The sequence below is a fragment of the Paenibacillus sp. BIHB 4019 genome (assembly GCF_002741035.1).
GTDB lineage: Bacteria > Bacillota > Bacilli > Paenibacillales > Paenibacillaceae > Pristimantibacillus.
Genome location: NZ_CP016808.1, coordinates 6821695 through 6837857, shown reverse-complemented (window position 1 = coordinate 6837857; position 16163 = coordinate 6821695). Strand labels below are relative to the sequence as shown.

At 50.8% G+C, this 16163-nt stretch carries 15 protein-coding genes; 11 read left to right on the top strand and 4 right to left on the bottom strand.

The features are described from left to right. Positions 1 to 20 precede the first annotated feature (20 nt). Positions 21 to 926 (bottom strand): AraC family transcriptional regulator, encoded by a 906-nt coding sequence (locus BBD42_RS29700; protein WP_099521088.1) that lies wholly within the window; start codon positions 924 to 926, stop codon positions 21 to 23. A 172-nt stretch (positions 927 to 1098) separates the two neighbouring features. Between BBD42_RS29700 and BBD42_RS29695 the strand changes: the two genes are divergently transcribed. The 8 genes from BBD42_RS29695 to pflA all read left to right on the top strand — a co-directional run bounded on the left by BBD42_RS29695 (position 1099) and on the right by pflA (position 10628). Next, positions 1099 to 1740 (top strand): carbohydrate-binding family 9-like protein, encoded by a 642-nt coding sequence (locus BBD42_RS29695; RefSeq protein WP_172455670.1) that lies wholly within the window; start codon positions 1099 to 1101, stop codon positions 1738 to 1740. 164 nt (positions 1741 to 1904) lie between these two features. Further along, a complete protein-coding gene (locus BBD42_RS29690; RefSeq protein ID WP_099521086.1) occupies positions 1905 to 2753 on the top strand; it encodes a sugar phosphate isomerase/epimerase family protein in 849 nt (282 codons plus the stop codon). Between the two features lie 42 nt (positions 2754 to 2795). Further along, positions 2796 to 3806: a Gfo/Idh/MocA family protein gene (locus tag BBD42_RS29685; protein WP_099521085.1), complete on the top strand. Its 1011-nt coding sequence runs from the start codon at positions 2796 to 2798 to the stop codon at positions 3804 to 3806. A 196-nt stretch (positions 3807 to 4002) separates the two neighbouring features. Then, positions 4003 to 6429, top strand: a complete 2427-nt coding sequence (gene nirB / locus BBD42_RS29680) for a nitrite reductase large subunit NirB (RefSeq protein WP_099521084.1) — start codon at positions 4003 to 4005, stop codon at positions 6427 to 6429. A 15-nt stretch (positions 6430 to 6444) separates the two neighbouring features. Then, positions 6445 to 6813 (top strand): nitrite reductase small subunit NirD, encoded by a 369-nt coding sequence (gene nirD / locus BBD42_RS29675; protein WP_099521083.1) that lies wholly within the window; start codon positions 6445 to 6447, stop codon positions 6811 to 6813. Positions 6814 to 6850: 37 nt separating this feature from the next. Beyond that, on the top strand, positions 6851 to 7480 hold the full coding sequence (locus BBD42_RS29670; RefSeq protein ID WP_099521082.1) for a hemerythrin domain-containing protein: 630 nt from the start codon (positions 6851 to 6853) through the stop codon (positions 7478 to 7480). A 69-nt stretch (positions 7481 to 7549) separates the two neighbouring features. Further along, the gene (pflB, locus tag BBD42_RS29665; RefSeq protein ID WP_099521081.1) at positions 7550 to 9823 is read left to right on the top strand and encodes a formate C-acetyltransferase; all 2274 of its coding nucleotides are present in this window, start codon (positions 7550 to 7552) and stop codon (positions 9821 to 9823) included. A 16-nt stretch (positions 9824 to 9839) separates the two neighbouring features. After that, positions 9840 to 10628 (top strand): pyruvate formate-lyase-activating protein, encoded by a 789-nt coding sequence (gene pflA / locus BBD42_RS29660; RefSeq protein WP_099521080.1) that lies wholly within the window; start codon positions 9840 to 9842, stop codon positions 10626 to 10628. 37 nt (positions 10629 to 10665) lie between these two features. On the opposite strand, the gene BBD42_RS29655 is transcribed toward pflA, so the two are convergent. Continuing rightward, a complete protein-coding gene (locus BBD42_RS29655; RefSeq protein ID WP_099521079.1) occupies positions 10666 to 11643 on the bottom strand; it encodes a GntR family transcriptional regulator in 978 nt (325 codons plus the stop codon). A gap of 166 nt (positions 11644 to 11809) precedes the next feature. Here BBD42_RS29655 and BBD42_RS29650 point away from each other — a divergent pair, with 166 nt between their 5' ends. Next, a complete protein-coding gene (locus BBD42_RS29650) occupies positions 11810 to 12343 on the top strand; it encodes an HPP family protein (RefSeq protein WP_099521078.1) in 534 nt (177 codons plus the stop codon). Positions 12344 to 12432: 89 nt separating this feature from the next. Here the strand turns inward: BBD42_RS29650 and BBD42_RS29645 are convergent, their stop codons facing one another. Next, positions 12433 to 12831 carry an SET domain-containing protein gene (locus tag BBD42_RS29645; RefSeq protein WP_099521077.1) on the bottom strand — a complete coding sequence of 133 codons (399 nt, stop codon included), beginning with the start codon at positions 12829 to 12831 and terminating at the stop codon, positions 12433 to 12435. A gap of 287 nt (positions 12832 to 13118) precedes the next feature. Here BBD42_RS29645 and BBD42_RS29640 point away from each other — a divergent pair, with 287 nt between their 5' ends. Then, complete coding sequence (locus tag BBD42_RS29640; RefSeq protein ID WP_099521076.1) at positions 13119 to 13394, top strand: hypothetical protein; 276 nt, start codon at positions 13119 to 13121, stop codon at positions 13392 to 13394. A gap of 192 nt (positions 13395 to 13586) precedes the next feature. Here BBD42_RS29640 and arfA read toward each other — a convergent pair whose 3' ends face one another. Further along, a complete protein-coding gene (arfA, locus tag BBD42_RS29635; protein WP_099521075.1) occupies positions 13587 to 15098 on the bottom strand; it encodes an arabinosylfuranosidase ArfA in 1512 nt (503 codons plus the stop codon). 161 nt (positions 15099 to 15259) lie between these two features. On the opposite strand from arfA, the gene BBD42_RS29630 reads away from it, so the two are divergent. After that, complete coding sequence (locus BBD42_RS29630; RefSeq protein WP_099521074.1) at positions 15260 to 16162, top strand: ArsR/SmtB family transcription factor; 903 nt, start codon at positions 15260 to 15262, stop codon at positions 16160 to 16162. The last annotated feature ends 1 nt before the right edge of the window (position 16163 follow it).

Below are 16163 nucleotides of genomic sequence, written 5' to 3'. Positions count from 1 at the left end.
GCTTGTTACGGGGCTGCTGCTTATAAAATGTTCGAAAGCTTGCGGTATTCGCGCGGCGAGATGCCTTCATGGCGGCGGAAAATACGGCTGAAATAATGGATATCGGGATAGCCAACGCTTTCGCCGATGCTTTCAATCGATAGACCGGATTCGCGCAGCAGCCTTCTTGCCTCCCGGTGGCGGATCGATTGCACGAATTCGCTTGGCGGCATTCCCGCCATTTGTTTAAACAGCTTCGCCATATGATCGACGCTCAAATTCAGCCGTTTCGCAAGGCTTGTATTCGTCCACCGCTCCGCGGGTGCTTCTTCAATTTGCTTCATGACCTCCAGCAGCTTGTCCCCATGGACAGAACCCTGCGTAGCGGAGCTGGATAAGGAGGAGCGCAGCAAATGGGTGAGAATTTGCAGCATATACGCTTTGCAGGCGAGCTCATAGCCGGGCGGACGCATCGTAAACTCATGCACGAGTTGCTCCATAAGCTGGACACATACGAGGGAAGGCGTATAGACAATGGTTGCCGATAACGGAGCGAGCTGCTCGGCGCAAGCCTCCACCGCAAATTTATCTGCCTGAGCCTCCTCTGTATAGACGACCATATCTGCCTCGGTCTGAACGTCCAGCTCATCGAAAAAATCAAAGTGTATGCCGAGAAACCTCGCTTCAGGAGTCGATATAATCTCATTTTGGTGATAGACGCCCGAGGGCAAAAAAATAAGCTGGCCCGCTGTAAGCGTGTAGCGCTGCCCTTGCATATGCGTCGCTGCTTCTCCATGGGTCACATACAGCAGCTCAAAATCATACAGCCTTCGCCGCGGCATAGCGCCCGGCGGCAGGCTTTGAAATTGGGCGTAATGGACGCTCGGCGACCATTCCCGAAAAGGAGCTATCCTTTGCAGAGGGTAGCGTGCAGCAAGGTTGTCCACGGAGTCAACCGCCTTTCCTGTTTTTGTATGTGCAATAAAACGGATTTGTGCAAATAATCTCTTTTTCGACTAAATAAAAAACCGATTAAATCAGCTATTATAAATGTATTATCACATGTTTGCTAAAGGGATTCAACATAACGGATTTTGCTAAAAAAGGAGCATGAAGCTGATGGATTCCGCTATAGCAGCCATTGGAGGCAGCTACATTTGCAAGCGGCTTGAGCCCGCTAAGTCTGGCGCTTCATCCGCGTCGCTGGATTGGGGCCGTTGTGAGGCGTTGGAGCTGGTAGATACAGTAACGGGCGCGCCGCCAAGGGAGCGGACAGAGGTAAGGATAGGCTGGAGTTCGGAGCAATTGCATATCCGTTTTGCGTGCAAGGATTCGCATATCGTTTCAGATTTTACGCAGCGGGATGAGCCGCTTTATGAGCAGGATGTAGTCGAGGTGTTTATTGACGAGGAGGGGGAAGGCCGGCGTTATATGGAGCTGGAGGTTAGCCCTCATAACGTCGTATTTGATGCCATCATCGAAAATGACGGCTCAGGCGGCATCAGCTCCTCTGATTTAAAATGGCAATTTTCCCGCCTCCAGACGTCCGTACAATCAGACGGTCAAGGCAGCTTATTGTATTACATTGATATTCCAGCATCCAATTTCCAGCGTCCCTTCGCCCCTGGTTTATCGATGCGGATCAATCTATACCGCATTGATCAAGATGTTCAGGGGATACGCGAGTATCAAGCATGGCTACCTACGCGAGCGGTAAATTTCCATCTGCCGCAGCATTTCGGCAAGCTCATTTTTAATTAAAGCTTCTTAAAAGTTGGGTGAGCAAGGCAAGCGGAGTAAAAGGTTTGGATTTGAGAAGCGGAGCGTTCGCAGGCAATAGCGATCGAAAACCAAATCTTTTACGCAGCGCCGATCCTTGTTCATCCAGCTTTTAATCTAAATTTATTTAACAGGAGGCCTCTCAAATGAAAAAAGGGATTAATATTTGGTCATTCAACAGCAATACCACTATCGCCAGCTGCATCCAAACGGCGAAAAAAGCCGGCTTCGAGGGCATCGAGCTGTCGCTTAACGGCACAGGCGAGCTGAGCCTCGCGGCAACGGATCAGGAAATTCGCGACATTAAGGCGCGTCTAGAGGAAGCGGAGCTGGAAATCGCGGGCCTAGCAACGGGACTGTATTGGGATTATGCGATGACGAGCGTGAATCCGGAGACGCAAAGCAAAGCGATAGATGTATGCAAAAAACAACTGGAGCTTGCGGCGGCGCTTGGCGTCGATACGATTTTGGTCATTCCTGGCGCGGTTGGCGTTGATTTTATTCCCGGCAGCGAAGTAACGGATTACGAATATGCGTATAACCGTGCCCAAGAGTCGATTGCGAAGCTCGTTCCTTTTGCCGAAAGCGCGAACGTATCGATTGGCATTGAAAATGTATGGAATAAATTTCTGCTGTCGCCGCTTGAGCTGCGCGGGTTTATTGATTCATTCGGCTCTAGTTACGTTGGCTCTTATTTCGATGTCGGAAACGTCGTGCAAAACGGTTATCCAGAGCAGTGGGTACGCATTTTGGGCAATCGGATCAAGAAGGTTCATTTCAAGGATTACCGTCGCCAAGCGGGCGGGCTGCATGGTTTTGTCGACCTGCTTGCAGGCGATGTGAATTATCCAGCTGTCATGGAGGCGCTGCAGGCGATCGGCTATGACAATTACGTCACGGCCGAAATGATTCCGCCGTATACCCATCATGCGGAGCAAATTATTTTTAATACTTCCAAAGCGATGGATGCGATTTTGGGCCGCGGAAACGGCTAACTCATTTCGCCAAAAGCTTTTATTTGATAAGGGGGATTCACGATGTTAAAAGTAGGTCTTATCGGTTTCGGTTTTATGGGACGCATGCATTTCGACAACTATGTTCGTCTTACAGAAGAGGGCGCGCCAGTACAATTGGCAGCGATTTGCGATCTGATGATCGAGGAATTGAAAAATGGCAAAGCTTCCGGCAATATGGCGACGGGCCAAGAGGTTTATGATCTATCGCCGTACAACCTGTATGACAGCATTGAGAAAATGCTCGAAAACGAGGAACTCGACATCGTCGACATTACGCTGCCGACTTATTTGCATGCCGAGCTGACCTGCTCCCTGCTGGAAAAGGGGCTGCATGTGCTTTGCGAGAAGCCGGTAGCCGGAAATTCCGCTGATGGCTGGAAAATGGCGCAAGCAGCTGAGCGCACAGGCAAAACGCTGATGATCGGCCAATGCTTGCGCTTCTGGCCAGCCTATGAATATTTGAAGACCGTCGTGGACGATAACCGTTTTGGCGCGGTAACGGGCGGTTATTTCTTCAGAGGCTCTGCCGCCCCTAAAGGCTGGTTCCTTGACGGCAGCAAGAGCGGCGGGGCTGTACTGGATATGCATATCCATGATACCGACATGATCCACTGGCTGTTCGGCAAGCCGGAGCAAGTATCGACGCTCGCTCGCAACGTCATTCCAGGCAGCGGCTACGATACGGTATCGACAAATTACGTCTACCCGGACGGCAAAGTGCTGAATGCGCAAGCGGACTGGACGCTCGAAGGCGATTTCGGCTTTGCGATGACGTATCGCGTCAATTTTGAAGGCGGCAATCTGCTGTTTGAGAACGGACAGGTTAAAGTAAATCCCAACAACGAGCCGGGCTTTGTAGCTGATCTATCGCCGGACATGGGCTATTACCGCCAAATCAAATATTTCCTTGAATCGGTAAACGCAGGTACGCCTGTATCCGTCTGTATGCCGGAAAGCGCTGTAGGCACGCTGGAAATTATTGAAGCAGAGCTTCGCTCGGCTGATGAGCGCGGCGCGTTAATCCGCCTGTAAGCATGCATTTGGAGACAAGTCAGCTAGCTTGAAGGCCCATGAAAATATAGGCTAGCCCCTTACGCTATAGACAATGGCGGCAAGGGGCTATTTTAATTTTAATCGATGATTTTGTGAAAAATATCACATAACTCCCGATCATTGTTGTTTATACTGTTGGTGAGTACGATGAAAGCTGGACAGGGAGGCGATTGCAATGGGAATCACACGGCAGAAGCTTGTGCTGATTGGCAATGGGATGGCGGGTATAAACACGCTGGAGCATATACTCAAGCTGTCCCCGGAGCAATATGACATCACGGTATTCGGCAGCGAGCCGCATCCAAACTATAACCGGATCATGCTTTCTTATGTTTTGGAAGGCAGCAAAACGATGGACGATATTATTTTGAACAGCTGGACCTGGTATGAGGAGCATCAGATTACGCTGCATACGGGAACGACTATAACCTCTATTGATACGCAGCAAAAAATCGTTTTTGCGGACAATGGGCTGTTCGCAGCCTATGACTGTCTAATTATAGCAACAGGCTCGAATCCCATTATACTGCCCGTTCCTGGGCATCAGAAGCAGGGCGTCGTAGGCTTCCGCGACATCTCGGATTGCAGCGTCATGCTGGAGACAGCGAAGCAATATCGCAATGCGGCCGTGATTGGCGGCGGGCTGCTTGGATTGGAAGCTGCCAAGGGCTTGCTCAATTTGGGCATGAACGTGACGGTTATCCATTTGATGGCGGATTTAATGGAGCGCCAGCTTGACCCGAGCGCTTCGGCGATGCTGAAGGCGGAGCTGGAGCGGCAGGGACTGCATTTTCTTATGGAAAAGCAGACGGCGGAAATTTATGGCGGCGAGCGCGTAGAGGGACTGGCATTCAGCGATGGAACGAAGCTGGAATCGGATTTTATCGTCATGGCAGCAGGCATACGGCCTAATACGGCTTTGGCTAGCGCGAGCGGCATTGAAGTGAAACGAGGCATCGTCGTCGATGATTACATGCAAACGTCGGCGGAAGGCGTGTACGCTGTTGGCGAATGCGCCGAGCACCGCGGCGTTTGCTATGGCTTGGTCGCCCCGCTGTTTGAGCAGGGGGCTGTACTCGCGAAGCAGCTATGCGGCGTGCAAACGAAGCCTTACGAGGGGACGCAATTGTCGACGAAGCTGAAAATTTCGGGCGTTGATGTATTTTCCACTGGCGTATTTTTGGATCAGCCGGAGCTGACGGTTATTCGCAAGCAGGATGACTGGAAACAGCAATATAAGAAGCTGCTGCTTAAGGGAGATACCATCGTTGGCGGCGTGCTTTATGGCGATGTCAGCGATTCGAGCCGAATTCAGCAATGGGTGCGCGAAGGGGCGGCGATGACGGACGCTATTTATGCGGAGCTGATGGGAACGGCCGGCACTGCGCTGTCAGCCGCTGATCGCGTAGCGCAAATGGCCGACGATGAAATCGTATGCGGCTGCAACGGCGTATCGAAGGGGAGCATCGTAAAGGCGATTAAGGACAACTCGCTCACCACGGTCGATGAGGTGAAGGCATGCACTGGGGCTGGGCGTTCGTGCGGCGGCTGTGTGCCGACGGTTAGCCATTTGCTGCAATATGTGCTAGGAGACGAATATGCTGGGCAGAAAACCAAGACTGGCATTTGTGGCTGCACCGACCTGAGCCGCGATGAGATCGTAGCTGCGATAAAAGAGAAGCATTTGACGACTGTGAAAGAGGTCATGCATGTACTAGAGTGGCATCAATCGGAGGGCTGCTCGAAATGCCGTCCAGCGGTCAATTATTACTTGGGCATGCTGTGGCCGCAAGCGCATGAGGACGAGAAGGATTCGCGCTTCGTCAATGAGCGGATGAACGCCAACATTCAGAAGGATGGCACCTACACCGTCGTGCCGCGGATGTACGGCGGCGTGACGACGCCGGAGGATTTGAAGAAAATTGCCGATGTAGCCGTGAAATATGAGGTGAAAATGGTCAAAGTGACCGGAGGCCAGCGGCTTGATTTAATCGGGGTCGCGAAAGAGGATTTGCCGCTCGTATGGAAAGAGCTGGATATGCCCTCGGGCTATGCGTATGCGAAGGCGCTGCGCACGGTGAAAACCTGCGTCGGCCAGCAATTTTGCCGCTTCGGTACGCAGGACTCGATCGGCATGGGCATTCGGCTGGAAAAAACGTTCGAGCGGATCGATATGCCCGCCAAGTTCAAAATGGCCGTGAACGGCTGTCCACGCAACTGCGCGGAGTCGTGTACGAAAGATATTGGCATCGTCGGCAATGACGGCGGCTGGGAAATGTTCGTTGGCGGCAATGGCGGAATCAAGCCGCGCATCGCCGAGCTGCTGTGCAAAGTGAAAACGGATGAAGAGCTTGTGCAGATGGTGGGCGCTTTTACCCAATATTATCGGTTGACGGCGAACTATTTGGAGCGCACCTCGGAGTGGGTGGAGCGTTTGGGCATTGAGGCGATTAAAGCAGAAGTCGTTGACAATATGGACCGCCGCCGCGAGCTGTATCAGGATATTTTAGCCGTGCTAGCCGAGCTTCAGGAGCCGTGGAGCGCAGCTCTAGAGGAGCAGGGGGAAAGCAGCTATCTGTTCGAAGCCATTCAATTGAAATAGGAGAGGAGCAGCCAAATGACTACACAGGTAAACAAGGATTTGACCTATATTAAAATCGGCACGCTTGAAGATTTTCGCGAACGGATGGGGCGGGTCATCCGCTTGAACGAGAAGGAAATTGTTGTGTTTCGTACAACGGACGGCACCTTGTATGCACTGGACAATCGCAGTCCTCATCGCAGGGGAGGCCCACTGGCGGAAGGCATGGTATCGGGACATTTTGTGCTGGACCCGCTATACGATTGGAAGATCGCACTGGATACCGGGCAGGTGCAGGCGCCAGATACTGGCATGGTGCCAACTTATCCTTTGAAGATAGAAGGCGAGGATGTGCAACTGGGGCTAACGCTGGAGCAAGCGGGCCAGCTCGCACTGGAACGATAGAAGCTCGTATTTTAAGCGAATAAAGGAGGTTTATCTATTGAATACGGCAACGGTTAACAAGGAGGGCGGTCAAGGCAAGAAGGGCTTTGGCGAATGTGCTTGCTGCAGCGGCAACCATCTATTGCATGCGCTTTTGGAGCAGAAGGAGAGGCAGGACGTCGGCATTCAGCCGGAGAAGCTGAAACCGGCAGATTGGAGCAAGCAGTCCATTGCCGGGATGGTGCGCCAGCTCATGTTTGGCTACCATCTGTTTCTCAGAGCCGAGCTGCCGTTGCTGCATGAATTGACCACGCTTATTACGAGCGTTCATGGCAGCGAGCACCGCCAGCTGATTGAGCTGCAGCAGCGCTTTCATGCTTTAAAGGTTTTGCTGGAGCAGCATTTGATCGACGAGGAGGAATGCTTTTTCCCGCTCATTCTGAAATATGAGCGGCGAAATTCCGCTTCCGCATTCAGGCAGGCGAAGCAAATGGTCGAGAAGCTTGAAGGCGACCATAGGCGTATCGGCAATATGCTGCTGCATCTTAGGCTGGCTTCGGCGCATTATGTGCTGCCGGATGATGCGTGCGAGGCTTTCGCTTATACGTACACGAGGCTGAAGCAGCTGGAAGCGAAGCTGCTGGAGCATATCCGGCTGGAAAATCATTATTTATTTTATAGATTGTGATAATTTTCACATTTTAATAAAGAGTCCGGTTTTATACTGAAGCTATAAAGGATATGGGAGGCGGAGAAGATGGCTGTCAATCAAACGGATCGCATTAAAGTGGCAGAATCCGCGGGCGCTTGGCGGGGCTTTGCAGCAGGCAAATGGCAGGAACGCATTGATGTAAAGGATTTTCTGGATCATAACATCCAGCCTTATACAGGCAATGAGGAATTTTTGGCGGGAGCCACCGAGGCTACTGGCGAGCTTTGGCAAAAAATCCAACAGCTCGTCAAGCAGGAGCGGGCGAACGGCGGTGTGCTGGATATTGACCTGCATACGGTTTCCAGCATTACCGCCCATGCGCCCGGCTACATTGACCAGAAGAAGGAGCAGATTGTCGGGCTGCAAACCGACGCGCCATTGAAGCGCTCCATTCAGCCCTTCGGCGGCATCAAAATGGTCGTCGATGCGTGCGAGGCCTACGGCTTCGAGCTTCCCGCCGAAATGGTCAAAATGTTTACCGAGGTTCGCAAAACCCATAACCAAGGCGTATTCGACGCTTATACATCAGAGATGCGGGCGGCGCGCAAAGCGGGCATTATTACAGGGCTGCCGGATGCGTACGGACGCGGCAGAATCATTGGCGATTACCGCCGGGTAGCCTTATACGGGGCTGATCGTCTCATCGCTGGTAAGAAGCAGGAGCTGCTGCTGCTGGAAACAGGCACGATGACGGAGGAAACGATTCGCGACCGGGAGGAAATTTCCGAGCAAATCCGCTCGCTGCAGGAGCTTAAGCAGATGAGCCTTGCCTACGGCTGCAACATCTCCCGTCCGGCAGCTACGGCGAAGGAAGCGTTCCAATGGCTGTACTTTGCTTATCTGGGGGCGATTAAGGAGCAGAATGGCGCGGCGATGAGCCTCGGACGCGTCTCCAGCTTTCTCGATATTTATATCGAACGCGATCGGCTGGAAGGAAGGCTGACGGAGGAGCAGGCGCAGGAGCTGATGGATCATTTTGTCATGAAGCTGCGGATCGTGAAGTTTTTGCGGACGCCAGACTATAATGAGCTGTTCAGCGGTGACCCGACCTGGGTGACAGAGTCGATTGGCGGCATGGCGGTCAATGGCCAGACTAGGGTGACGCGCAGCTCCTTCCGTATTCTTCATACCCTATATAATTTAGGCCCGGCACCGGAGCCGAATTTGACCGTACTATGGTCAGCAAGCCTGCCGGAAGCGTTCAAAAAATATTGCGCCAAGGTATCGATTGAAACGAGCTCGATTCAATATGAAAATGATGACATTATGCGCCCGCAGTTCGGCGATGATTATGGCATTGCCTGCTGCGTCTCCGCGATGCGGATCGGCAAGCAGATGCAATTTTTCGGAGCGCGGGCGAATTTGGCAAAGGCGCTGCTCTATGCGATTAATGGCGGCGTGGATGAGGTTTCCGGTGCGCAGGTTGGGCCTGCATTTGCTCCGATAACGAGCGATTTGCGCCTCGATTATAAAGAGGTAATGGGCAAATACGACGCTATGCTGGAATGGCTGGCTGGTCTCTACATGAACACGCTGAACATTATCCATTACATGCATGACAAATATGCGTATGAGCGGCTGGAGATGGCGCTGCATGACCGCGAAATTTTGCGTACGATGGCTTGCGGCATTGCGGGCTTGTCTGTTGTGGCAGACAGCTTGAGTGCGATCAAGCATGCGGTTGTTATACCGATTCGAAATGAAAATGGCATCGTTGTCGATTTTGACATTCAGGGCGAATATCCGATGTATGGCAACAATGACGAGCGGGTAGACCGGATCGCCGTACAGCTGACCGAAACGTTTATGAATAAGCTGCGCAAGCATCGCACTTACCGCGGCGCATTGCCAACGATGTCGGTGCTGACGATTACATCGAACGTCGTGTATGGAAAGAAAACGGGCAGCACGCCAGACGGGAGAAAAGCCGGAGAGCCTTTTGCCCCGGGCGCTAATCCGATGCATGGCAGAGACCGCAAGGGCGCGCTTGCCTCGCTTGCATCCGTTGCCAAAATTCCGTACGAGGATTGTCTCGACGGCATTTCCAATACGTTCTCGATCATTCCGAAGGCGCTCGGCAAGGAGCCGCAGACGCGCATTAACAATCTGGTGTCGCTGCTCGACGGTTATGCGGACAGCTCCGGCCATCATTTGAACGTTAACGTGTTTGAACGGGAGCAGCTGCTGGATGCGATGGAGCATCCGGAAAATTATCCGCAGCTGACGATTCGCGTATCGGGCTATGCCGTCAACTTTATTAAGCTGACCCGCGAGCAGCAGCTCGATGTTATAAACCGTACGTTCCACGGCGCAGTATAGAAAGGAGGCCCCACGCATGCTAGGCAGAATCCATTCCTTTGATACGTTTGGAACCGTCGATGGACCGGGCATCCGCTTCGTGCTTTTTATGCAGGGCTGCGCGCTGCAATGCCAGTTTTGCCACAACCCGGATACGTGGGATACTGGAACGGGAAAACAGGTGACGATCGACGAAATTTTGCAGGAAATAGCGCCTTATGTGCCGTATTACCGCCGCTCCGGCGGCGGCATTACGGTTACGGGCGGCGAGCCGACGCTGCAAGCGCCATTCGTAACCGAGCTGTTCAAAGCGTGCAAGCAGCGCTGGGGACTGCATACGGCGCTTGATTCCTCCGGTTTTTGCGAACCGAATCACGCCGAGCCGCTTATGGCGGTTACCGATTTGGTGCTGTTGGATTTGAAAATGATTGATTCCGCCAAGCACGAGCAGTTGACCAGCCGTCCGAATGAGCGGATTTTGCGTTTCGCGGCTGCTTTGAGCTCGTGGAAGCAGCCGGTATGGATTCGGCATGTGCTCATTCCGCAGGTGACCGATGGCGGCGACGATTTGCGCGCGCTTGGCGCTTATATTAGCGGGCTTCAATCGGTTGAGAAGTTTGAGATTTTGCCCTATCACCGAATGGGCGTGTACAAGTGGCAGCAGCTCGGACGGGCATATCCGCTGGAGGGCGTTCCGAGCCCGACGGAGCAAGAGGTCGCGCGGGCATACCGCCTTGTGCAGGAGGGCGGTGTCCATGCAGCGTCGAGCATTTTAGAAGTGGGGAGCATAGAAAAGAAGCAGCCTATCGGCCGATTGCTCGGCTGAAGGATGCTTCTTTTTTTCTTGCAATCGCTCTGTATTCTCAACGAATGGATGTATTAGCGGCCAACTCTTGTAAAAGCAATTCGCTGCTTTTCTCCAGCCGCATAGGGTATAAATGAACGTTAGCGGGCGTTTTATGCTTCAGAGACTCGAATACAGCTGATGAAGCATACACATGATCCGTCTCGCTCAGCACTTTGCCCAGCAGCAGGGAATCATCCGTTCCCGCTGTACGGCAATTCGCGAGTTCAATTCCAGCCTCTAATATGCGGTCAGCCATCCATTCCCCGCCTACTTTACCTAGACAAACGAAAGCAAGAGAGGCGGCAGCGGGCAATTTCGCGATTTCCAATAGGGAAGCCTGCTCGATAATAGCGCCTATAACGGTCAATTTTTTCCCGAATGGATGGATCAATTGCTTTACTTCTTCAGCATGATTCAGCGTAGTTACAACAGCATCCGCATGGCGGATTGCCTCTTTAAGCGGGCCGCTCTCTGAACGTATATCCTCTAAAAAACAAATTTCCACATCCGCGCCTGTCAGCCGGCGAATCTCGCTGCTGTAAAATAAATAATCATGGCCCTTGCACTCCACAAATATAAGCCTCTTCTGTCTAGCCGTTTCTGTTTCTAGCATTAGGGTATAGGCCAAGCCTGCCTGAAAATATTCTTTTAACGATACTTGATGGCGGCTCGCTTCCTTTTGTGCCTCTGTAAACATCTTTTTCATCGGAATTCGTTCCTTTTGCAGCCGTTCAACCTCTGGGCCAGAACAAACCTGAGTGCCTCGGCCTTTTTGGACGGAAACGAGCCCTTCTTCTTTTAGCTGGCTGTATACCCAATTGACCGTATTTCGATTAAGGCCTAATAATTCGGCTAATTCGCCGGCAGGCGGCAACATTTCGCCTACTTGAATTTCCCCGGTGCCAATGAGCCATTTAAACTGCTCTTTAATTTGAGTATTTACATTAAAGGTTAGTGTCGGATCGACGCGTAGAATAAGCCGTTTATGCTGCATAGAGCTTACCTCATTTCATAGTCAACTAGTTATATTATAGCTTGTTTGATAAAGGAATAACAATTTTACGGTTTGATTAGACGAAATGTAACGTTGACAATATCGGTTGATTCCTTTATAAATGACTATATAACTAGTCAACTATTCATTTAAAGGGAGTGGAAGGATGCACACGTCTTTTGTGCGGTTAACAACGAAGCTGAAGGAGATGAAAGCAAGTGGCAGGCGGAGTCCTTTAACCATTTCATTGCCCAAAGCGGCATGGGGTGTTTTTGGAGGTTTTGCTGTCATTTTTCTGCTATCCATGCTGACTGAAAAGTCGGATTTTGTATGGATTATGGCACCGTTTGGAGCAACCTGTGTACTCGTTTTTGGCATATGGGATTCCCCGCTGTCGCAACCGCGGAGTGTGATCGGCGGGCATTTGATATCGACGGGCATTGGCTTGCTTCTTTATCATTTGTTTGGGCAGGGGAGCCTCGTTATGGCTGCTGGAGTAGGTCTTGCGATCGGACTAATGATGGTAACCAAGACGACTCATCCTCCTGCAGGAGCCGATCCGCTAGTTGTCATCATGGCTGGCAGCACCTGGTCTTTTTTAATAAACCCCGTTCTTTTAGGTACTATCGTCATTGTCGGAATGGCCCTTGTAATAAACAATTTGGACAAGTCCAAGAAGTACCCGACCTTTTGGAGGTAAGCCTGGCTCAAGCATAAAAAGCCCGAAAGACGTGCACTAATTCCATAGTGCCTATCTTTCGGGCTTCAATTCTACTATTCATCGTTCAGCTAATCAGCTTTATCCGCGCCTTGTTCCTCATTAAACCAAAGAGGGTCCTCGCAATCGACTTCACCGTTATAGTTAATCAGCAGTTCTTCTCCTGCCTTAATATCGGAAAAGGCAAAAAAGTCTACCGTCAAATTGTCAAAATTAAGCTCGTAAAACGTATTCGGCGTATACGAATGATTAAACAGCATGCCGTAGCCCAGCAAAAGAGCGGAATGGTTTGCTCCATATTCAAAAGCGTAATCGGCAAAAATCGTTTTCTCAAGGTGGACGTGCTCCTCGTTCTCGTAAGGAAGGACCGGCGCTTCGTGAATAAGCGCGCCCTCGGCAATGTCCTGGGTGGCGAATACGCCGCGGTTCAGCTCGCCATTGCTGAGCTGGGAAGTACGAATTTCAATCATGAAAGTATCCTCTGTCCACTAAATCATATAATGGAATTCTTTTTCTCAACATTATAGCCCGCTTTCGCTGAAAATAGCAATGCCGCTGTTTCCTGGCGACTCAGGGGCGCCCAGCCGAAGGTACTATCGGAGGTACTATAAAAACATGGTACTATTGCAGGCAAGCAACCTCTTGTATAGTTAAGTTAGACATATATGGCAAACATACATACTGCTGTTTCCCCTCTTAATAATAGGTATATCGTTATAAGGAACATTCGCCAGGGGCAGGGAGGTGACTTGACGCCATGAACGCATCTTTGATAAGGCAGCAGGAGCTGCAGCATAAAGCTGCTGTGCTCAAACAATATGAGGTTTATGGTTATCAGGTTGCCTGCTATATACTGGAGGATGAAGCGCTGGCGGCTCAGGCAGTGATGCAGGCTTTTAAACAATTGTTTCAGGATGGGCTGTTTTTCGAGCAGCCACAGCCTGTGCAAAAGCTGCAAACGAAACGAGCCGTCATGAAGCATTCCTTGCTTAGCAAATCTGCTGCTATACCATCCTCGCACGGAATTACATAGATTTGCAGCAACTATTACGGCAGTCCATTCCCCGCTTTTTTCACGAACAACAGCAGTCACATGTTTTCCAAAGGAACAGATACAAGCTTAGAGCCTGTAATTATTACATAACAAGCTTCAATAAAAAACCCTCCGAAATCCCTTATACAGGCGAATTTCGGAGGGTTTTTGATCCAGCTGGCTGGCAGCGAATTAGTTAGCAGTAACTTTCAGGCGGATCATATTCCACGAAGCCTTGCCCAGTACGGCGCTAACTTGACCGCCATCGACTTTGGCTGTGCCATTGTTATGCGGCAGAACTTGATTAGGGCGAGCTTTCGTATTACAAGCCTTAATATCGTCATTTTCCAGCACGACATGCTCAATTAGGCTGACCGCGCCGAAGCTGCGAACATCAACATCCAGATCAAGCGATTCCTTCAAATGACGGTTGACAGCGAAAATTGTAATTTCGCCTTGTTCTTCATTGTGAACGCTGATCGCTTCCAGATAAGGCACATCAGTGAAATCCTTCGAATCGTATTTAGGCGATGAAGTAATCGGTTGAAGCACGGTGCCCCGTCCGTACAGCGAAGCGTGCTTGTAAGGGAAATAAGTCGTTTGCAGCCAAAGCGGGCCGCCATTTTCCGTCATAATCGGAGCGATAACGTTAATGAGCTGGGCCAGGCAGGCAATTTTCACCCGGTCTGCGTGCTTAAGCAGCGTAATGACGAAGCAGCCGACAGCAAGCGCATCCTCAAGTGTATATACATCTTCAAATTCCGGCGGCGCAATATGCCAGCGTTCCTCTGCGCGGCTCGTGCCGATGGAGTTCCATACATTCCACTCATCCAGCGACAGCATGAGCTTCTTCTTGCTGCGCTTCTTCGCTTTCATGTAATCGGCAATTGCGGTTACGCTGTAAATGAATTGATCCATATCGAGCGATTTCGCAAGGAAGTTTTCCGAGTTGTTTTCATTGTTGTTGTAATACGTATGCAGCGACAGGTAGTCGACCTGATCATAGGTCAAATCCAGTACAGTCGCCTCCCAATCGGCAAATGTGCTCATGCCGCTCGACGAGCTGCCGCAGGCAACAAGCTCGATCGATGGATCAACCCAGCGCATGACTTTAGCTGTTTCATTCGCAAGCCTTCCGTATTCGACTGCTGTTTTGGCACCAATCTGCCAAGGGCCGTCCATTTCATTGCCCAGGCACCACGTTTTGAACTTATGCGGTTCTTTGTAGCCATGGGAAATACGCAGATCGCTATAATAGGAGCCGGATGGATGATTGCAATATTCGACGAGGTTGCGGGCCGCATCGACGCCGCGTGTGCCGAGATTGACTGCCATCATGACTTCGGAGCCTACAAGCTTCGCCCAATCGGCGAATTCGTTAGTGCCGACCTCATTTGTTTCGGTCGTCCACCAAGCCAGCTCAAGCAGGCGCTTGCGCTCTTCCTTCGGGCCAACGCCATCTTCCCAATTGTAGCCAGAGACGAAATTTCCGCCCGGATAGCGTATAATAGGAACGTTCAGCGCTTGAATTGCTTCGAGCGCATCGCGGCGGAAGCCATTCTCATCGGCGGTTGGATGCCCTGGCTCATAAATGCCGCCGTATACGGCACGTCCCAGATGCTCGATGAATGATCCATATAGACGCGGGTCAACCTCGGCAATTTTAAAATGTTTATCAATAAGCATCGTTGATTTCAAAGACATATTGGTAAAACCTCCTGTTTAATGAATTAGCCAAAAACTGAATTCATGTACTTGCTATCTCCTTATATTTTTAACATAATGAATAAATACAAGCAATAAATAAGGCCCGTAATAATGAAGGATTAGCTAAATTGATAATCCTGTAAATAGGATGTGACAGAATGTACTTAACGACGAATGCGGAATCGCTTCGCGTATATGAGGCGCTGGCAAGCGAGGTTCGCCTGCAAATTATCGATTTGCTGGACGAGCGGGAGCGTCATATTAAGGAGCTGGCAGCGGAGCTTTTTTTGAGCAGCGCAATTGTCAGCACCCATGTGAACAAGCTTCAGCAGGCAGGCATTGTGACCAGCAAAATGAAACGGGTAGGCGGCGGCACCTATAAATATTGCTCGTTGTCAGCGGAATATTTGCAAATCAGGCTGTCGAGGCCAAACGATCAGAAGCGGAAAAGCATCGAAACGATGCTCCCAGTCGGCCATTATACCGATGTAGCCGCCTTTCCGACCTGCGGCATTGCCACTACGGAAAAGCTGATCGGACAATATGATAACCCTAAATATTTTTTGGACCCGGAGCGGATGAATGCCGGCATTTTATGGTTTGCCAGAGGGTATGTCGAGTATAAGGTGCCCAATCATCTTTTTGTTGATCAACGGGTTCAGGAATTGGAAATTTCACTGGAAATTGGTTCGGAAGCGCCGCAAATTAATGAAAATTGGCCGTCGGATATCCGTTTTTTCATCAATGGCTTGTATGTAGGCGAGTGGACGAGTCCGGGCGATTTTGGACGTGTGCGCGGGAGGCTGTCTCCAGACTGGTGGCGGGGCGACGTGAATCAATATGGCTTATTGAAGGTGCTGCGCCTGAATGAGAACGGCACCTTTATAGATGGCTTGCAAATATCAGAGCTGACCATTCATGATCTGGATTGGGAAAGCCCGTTTTTGACGCTGCGCATCAGCGCAGAGGAAAGTGTGCCGGGCAGGGGAGGATTAACCTTGTACGGCAAGGGGTTTGGCAATTACAATCAGGATATAAGAATTCGCACCTATTATGAATAAA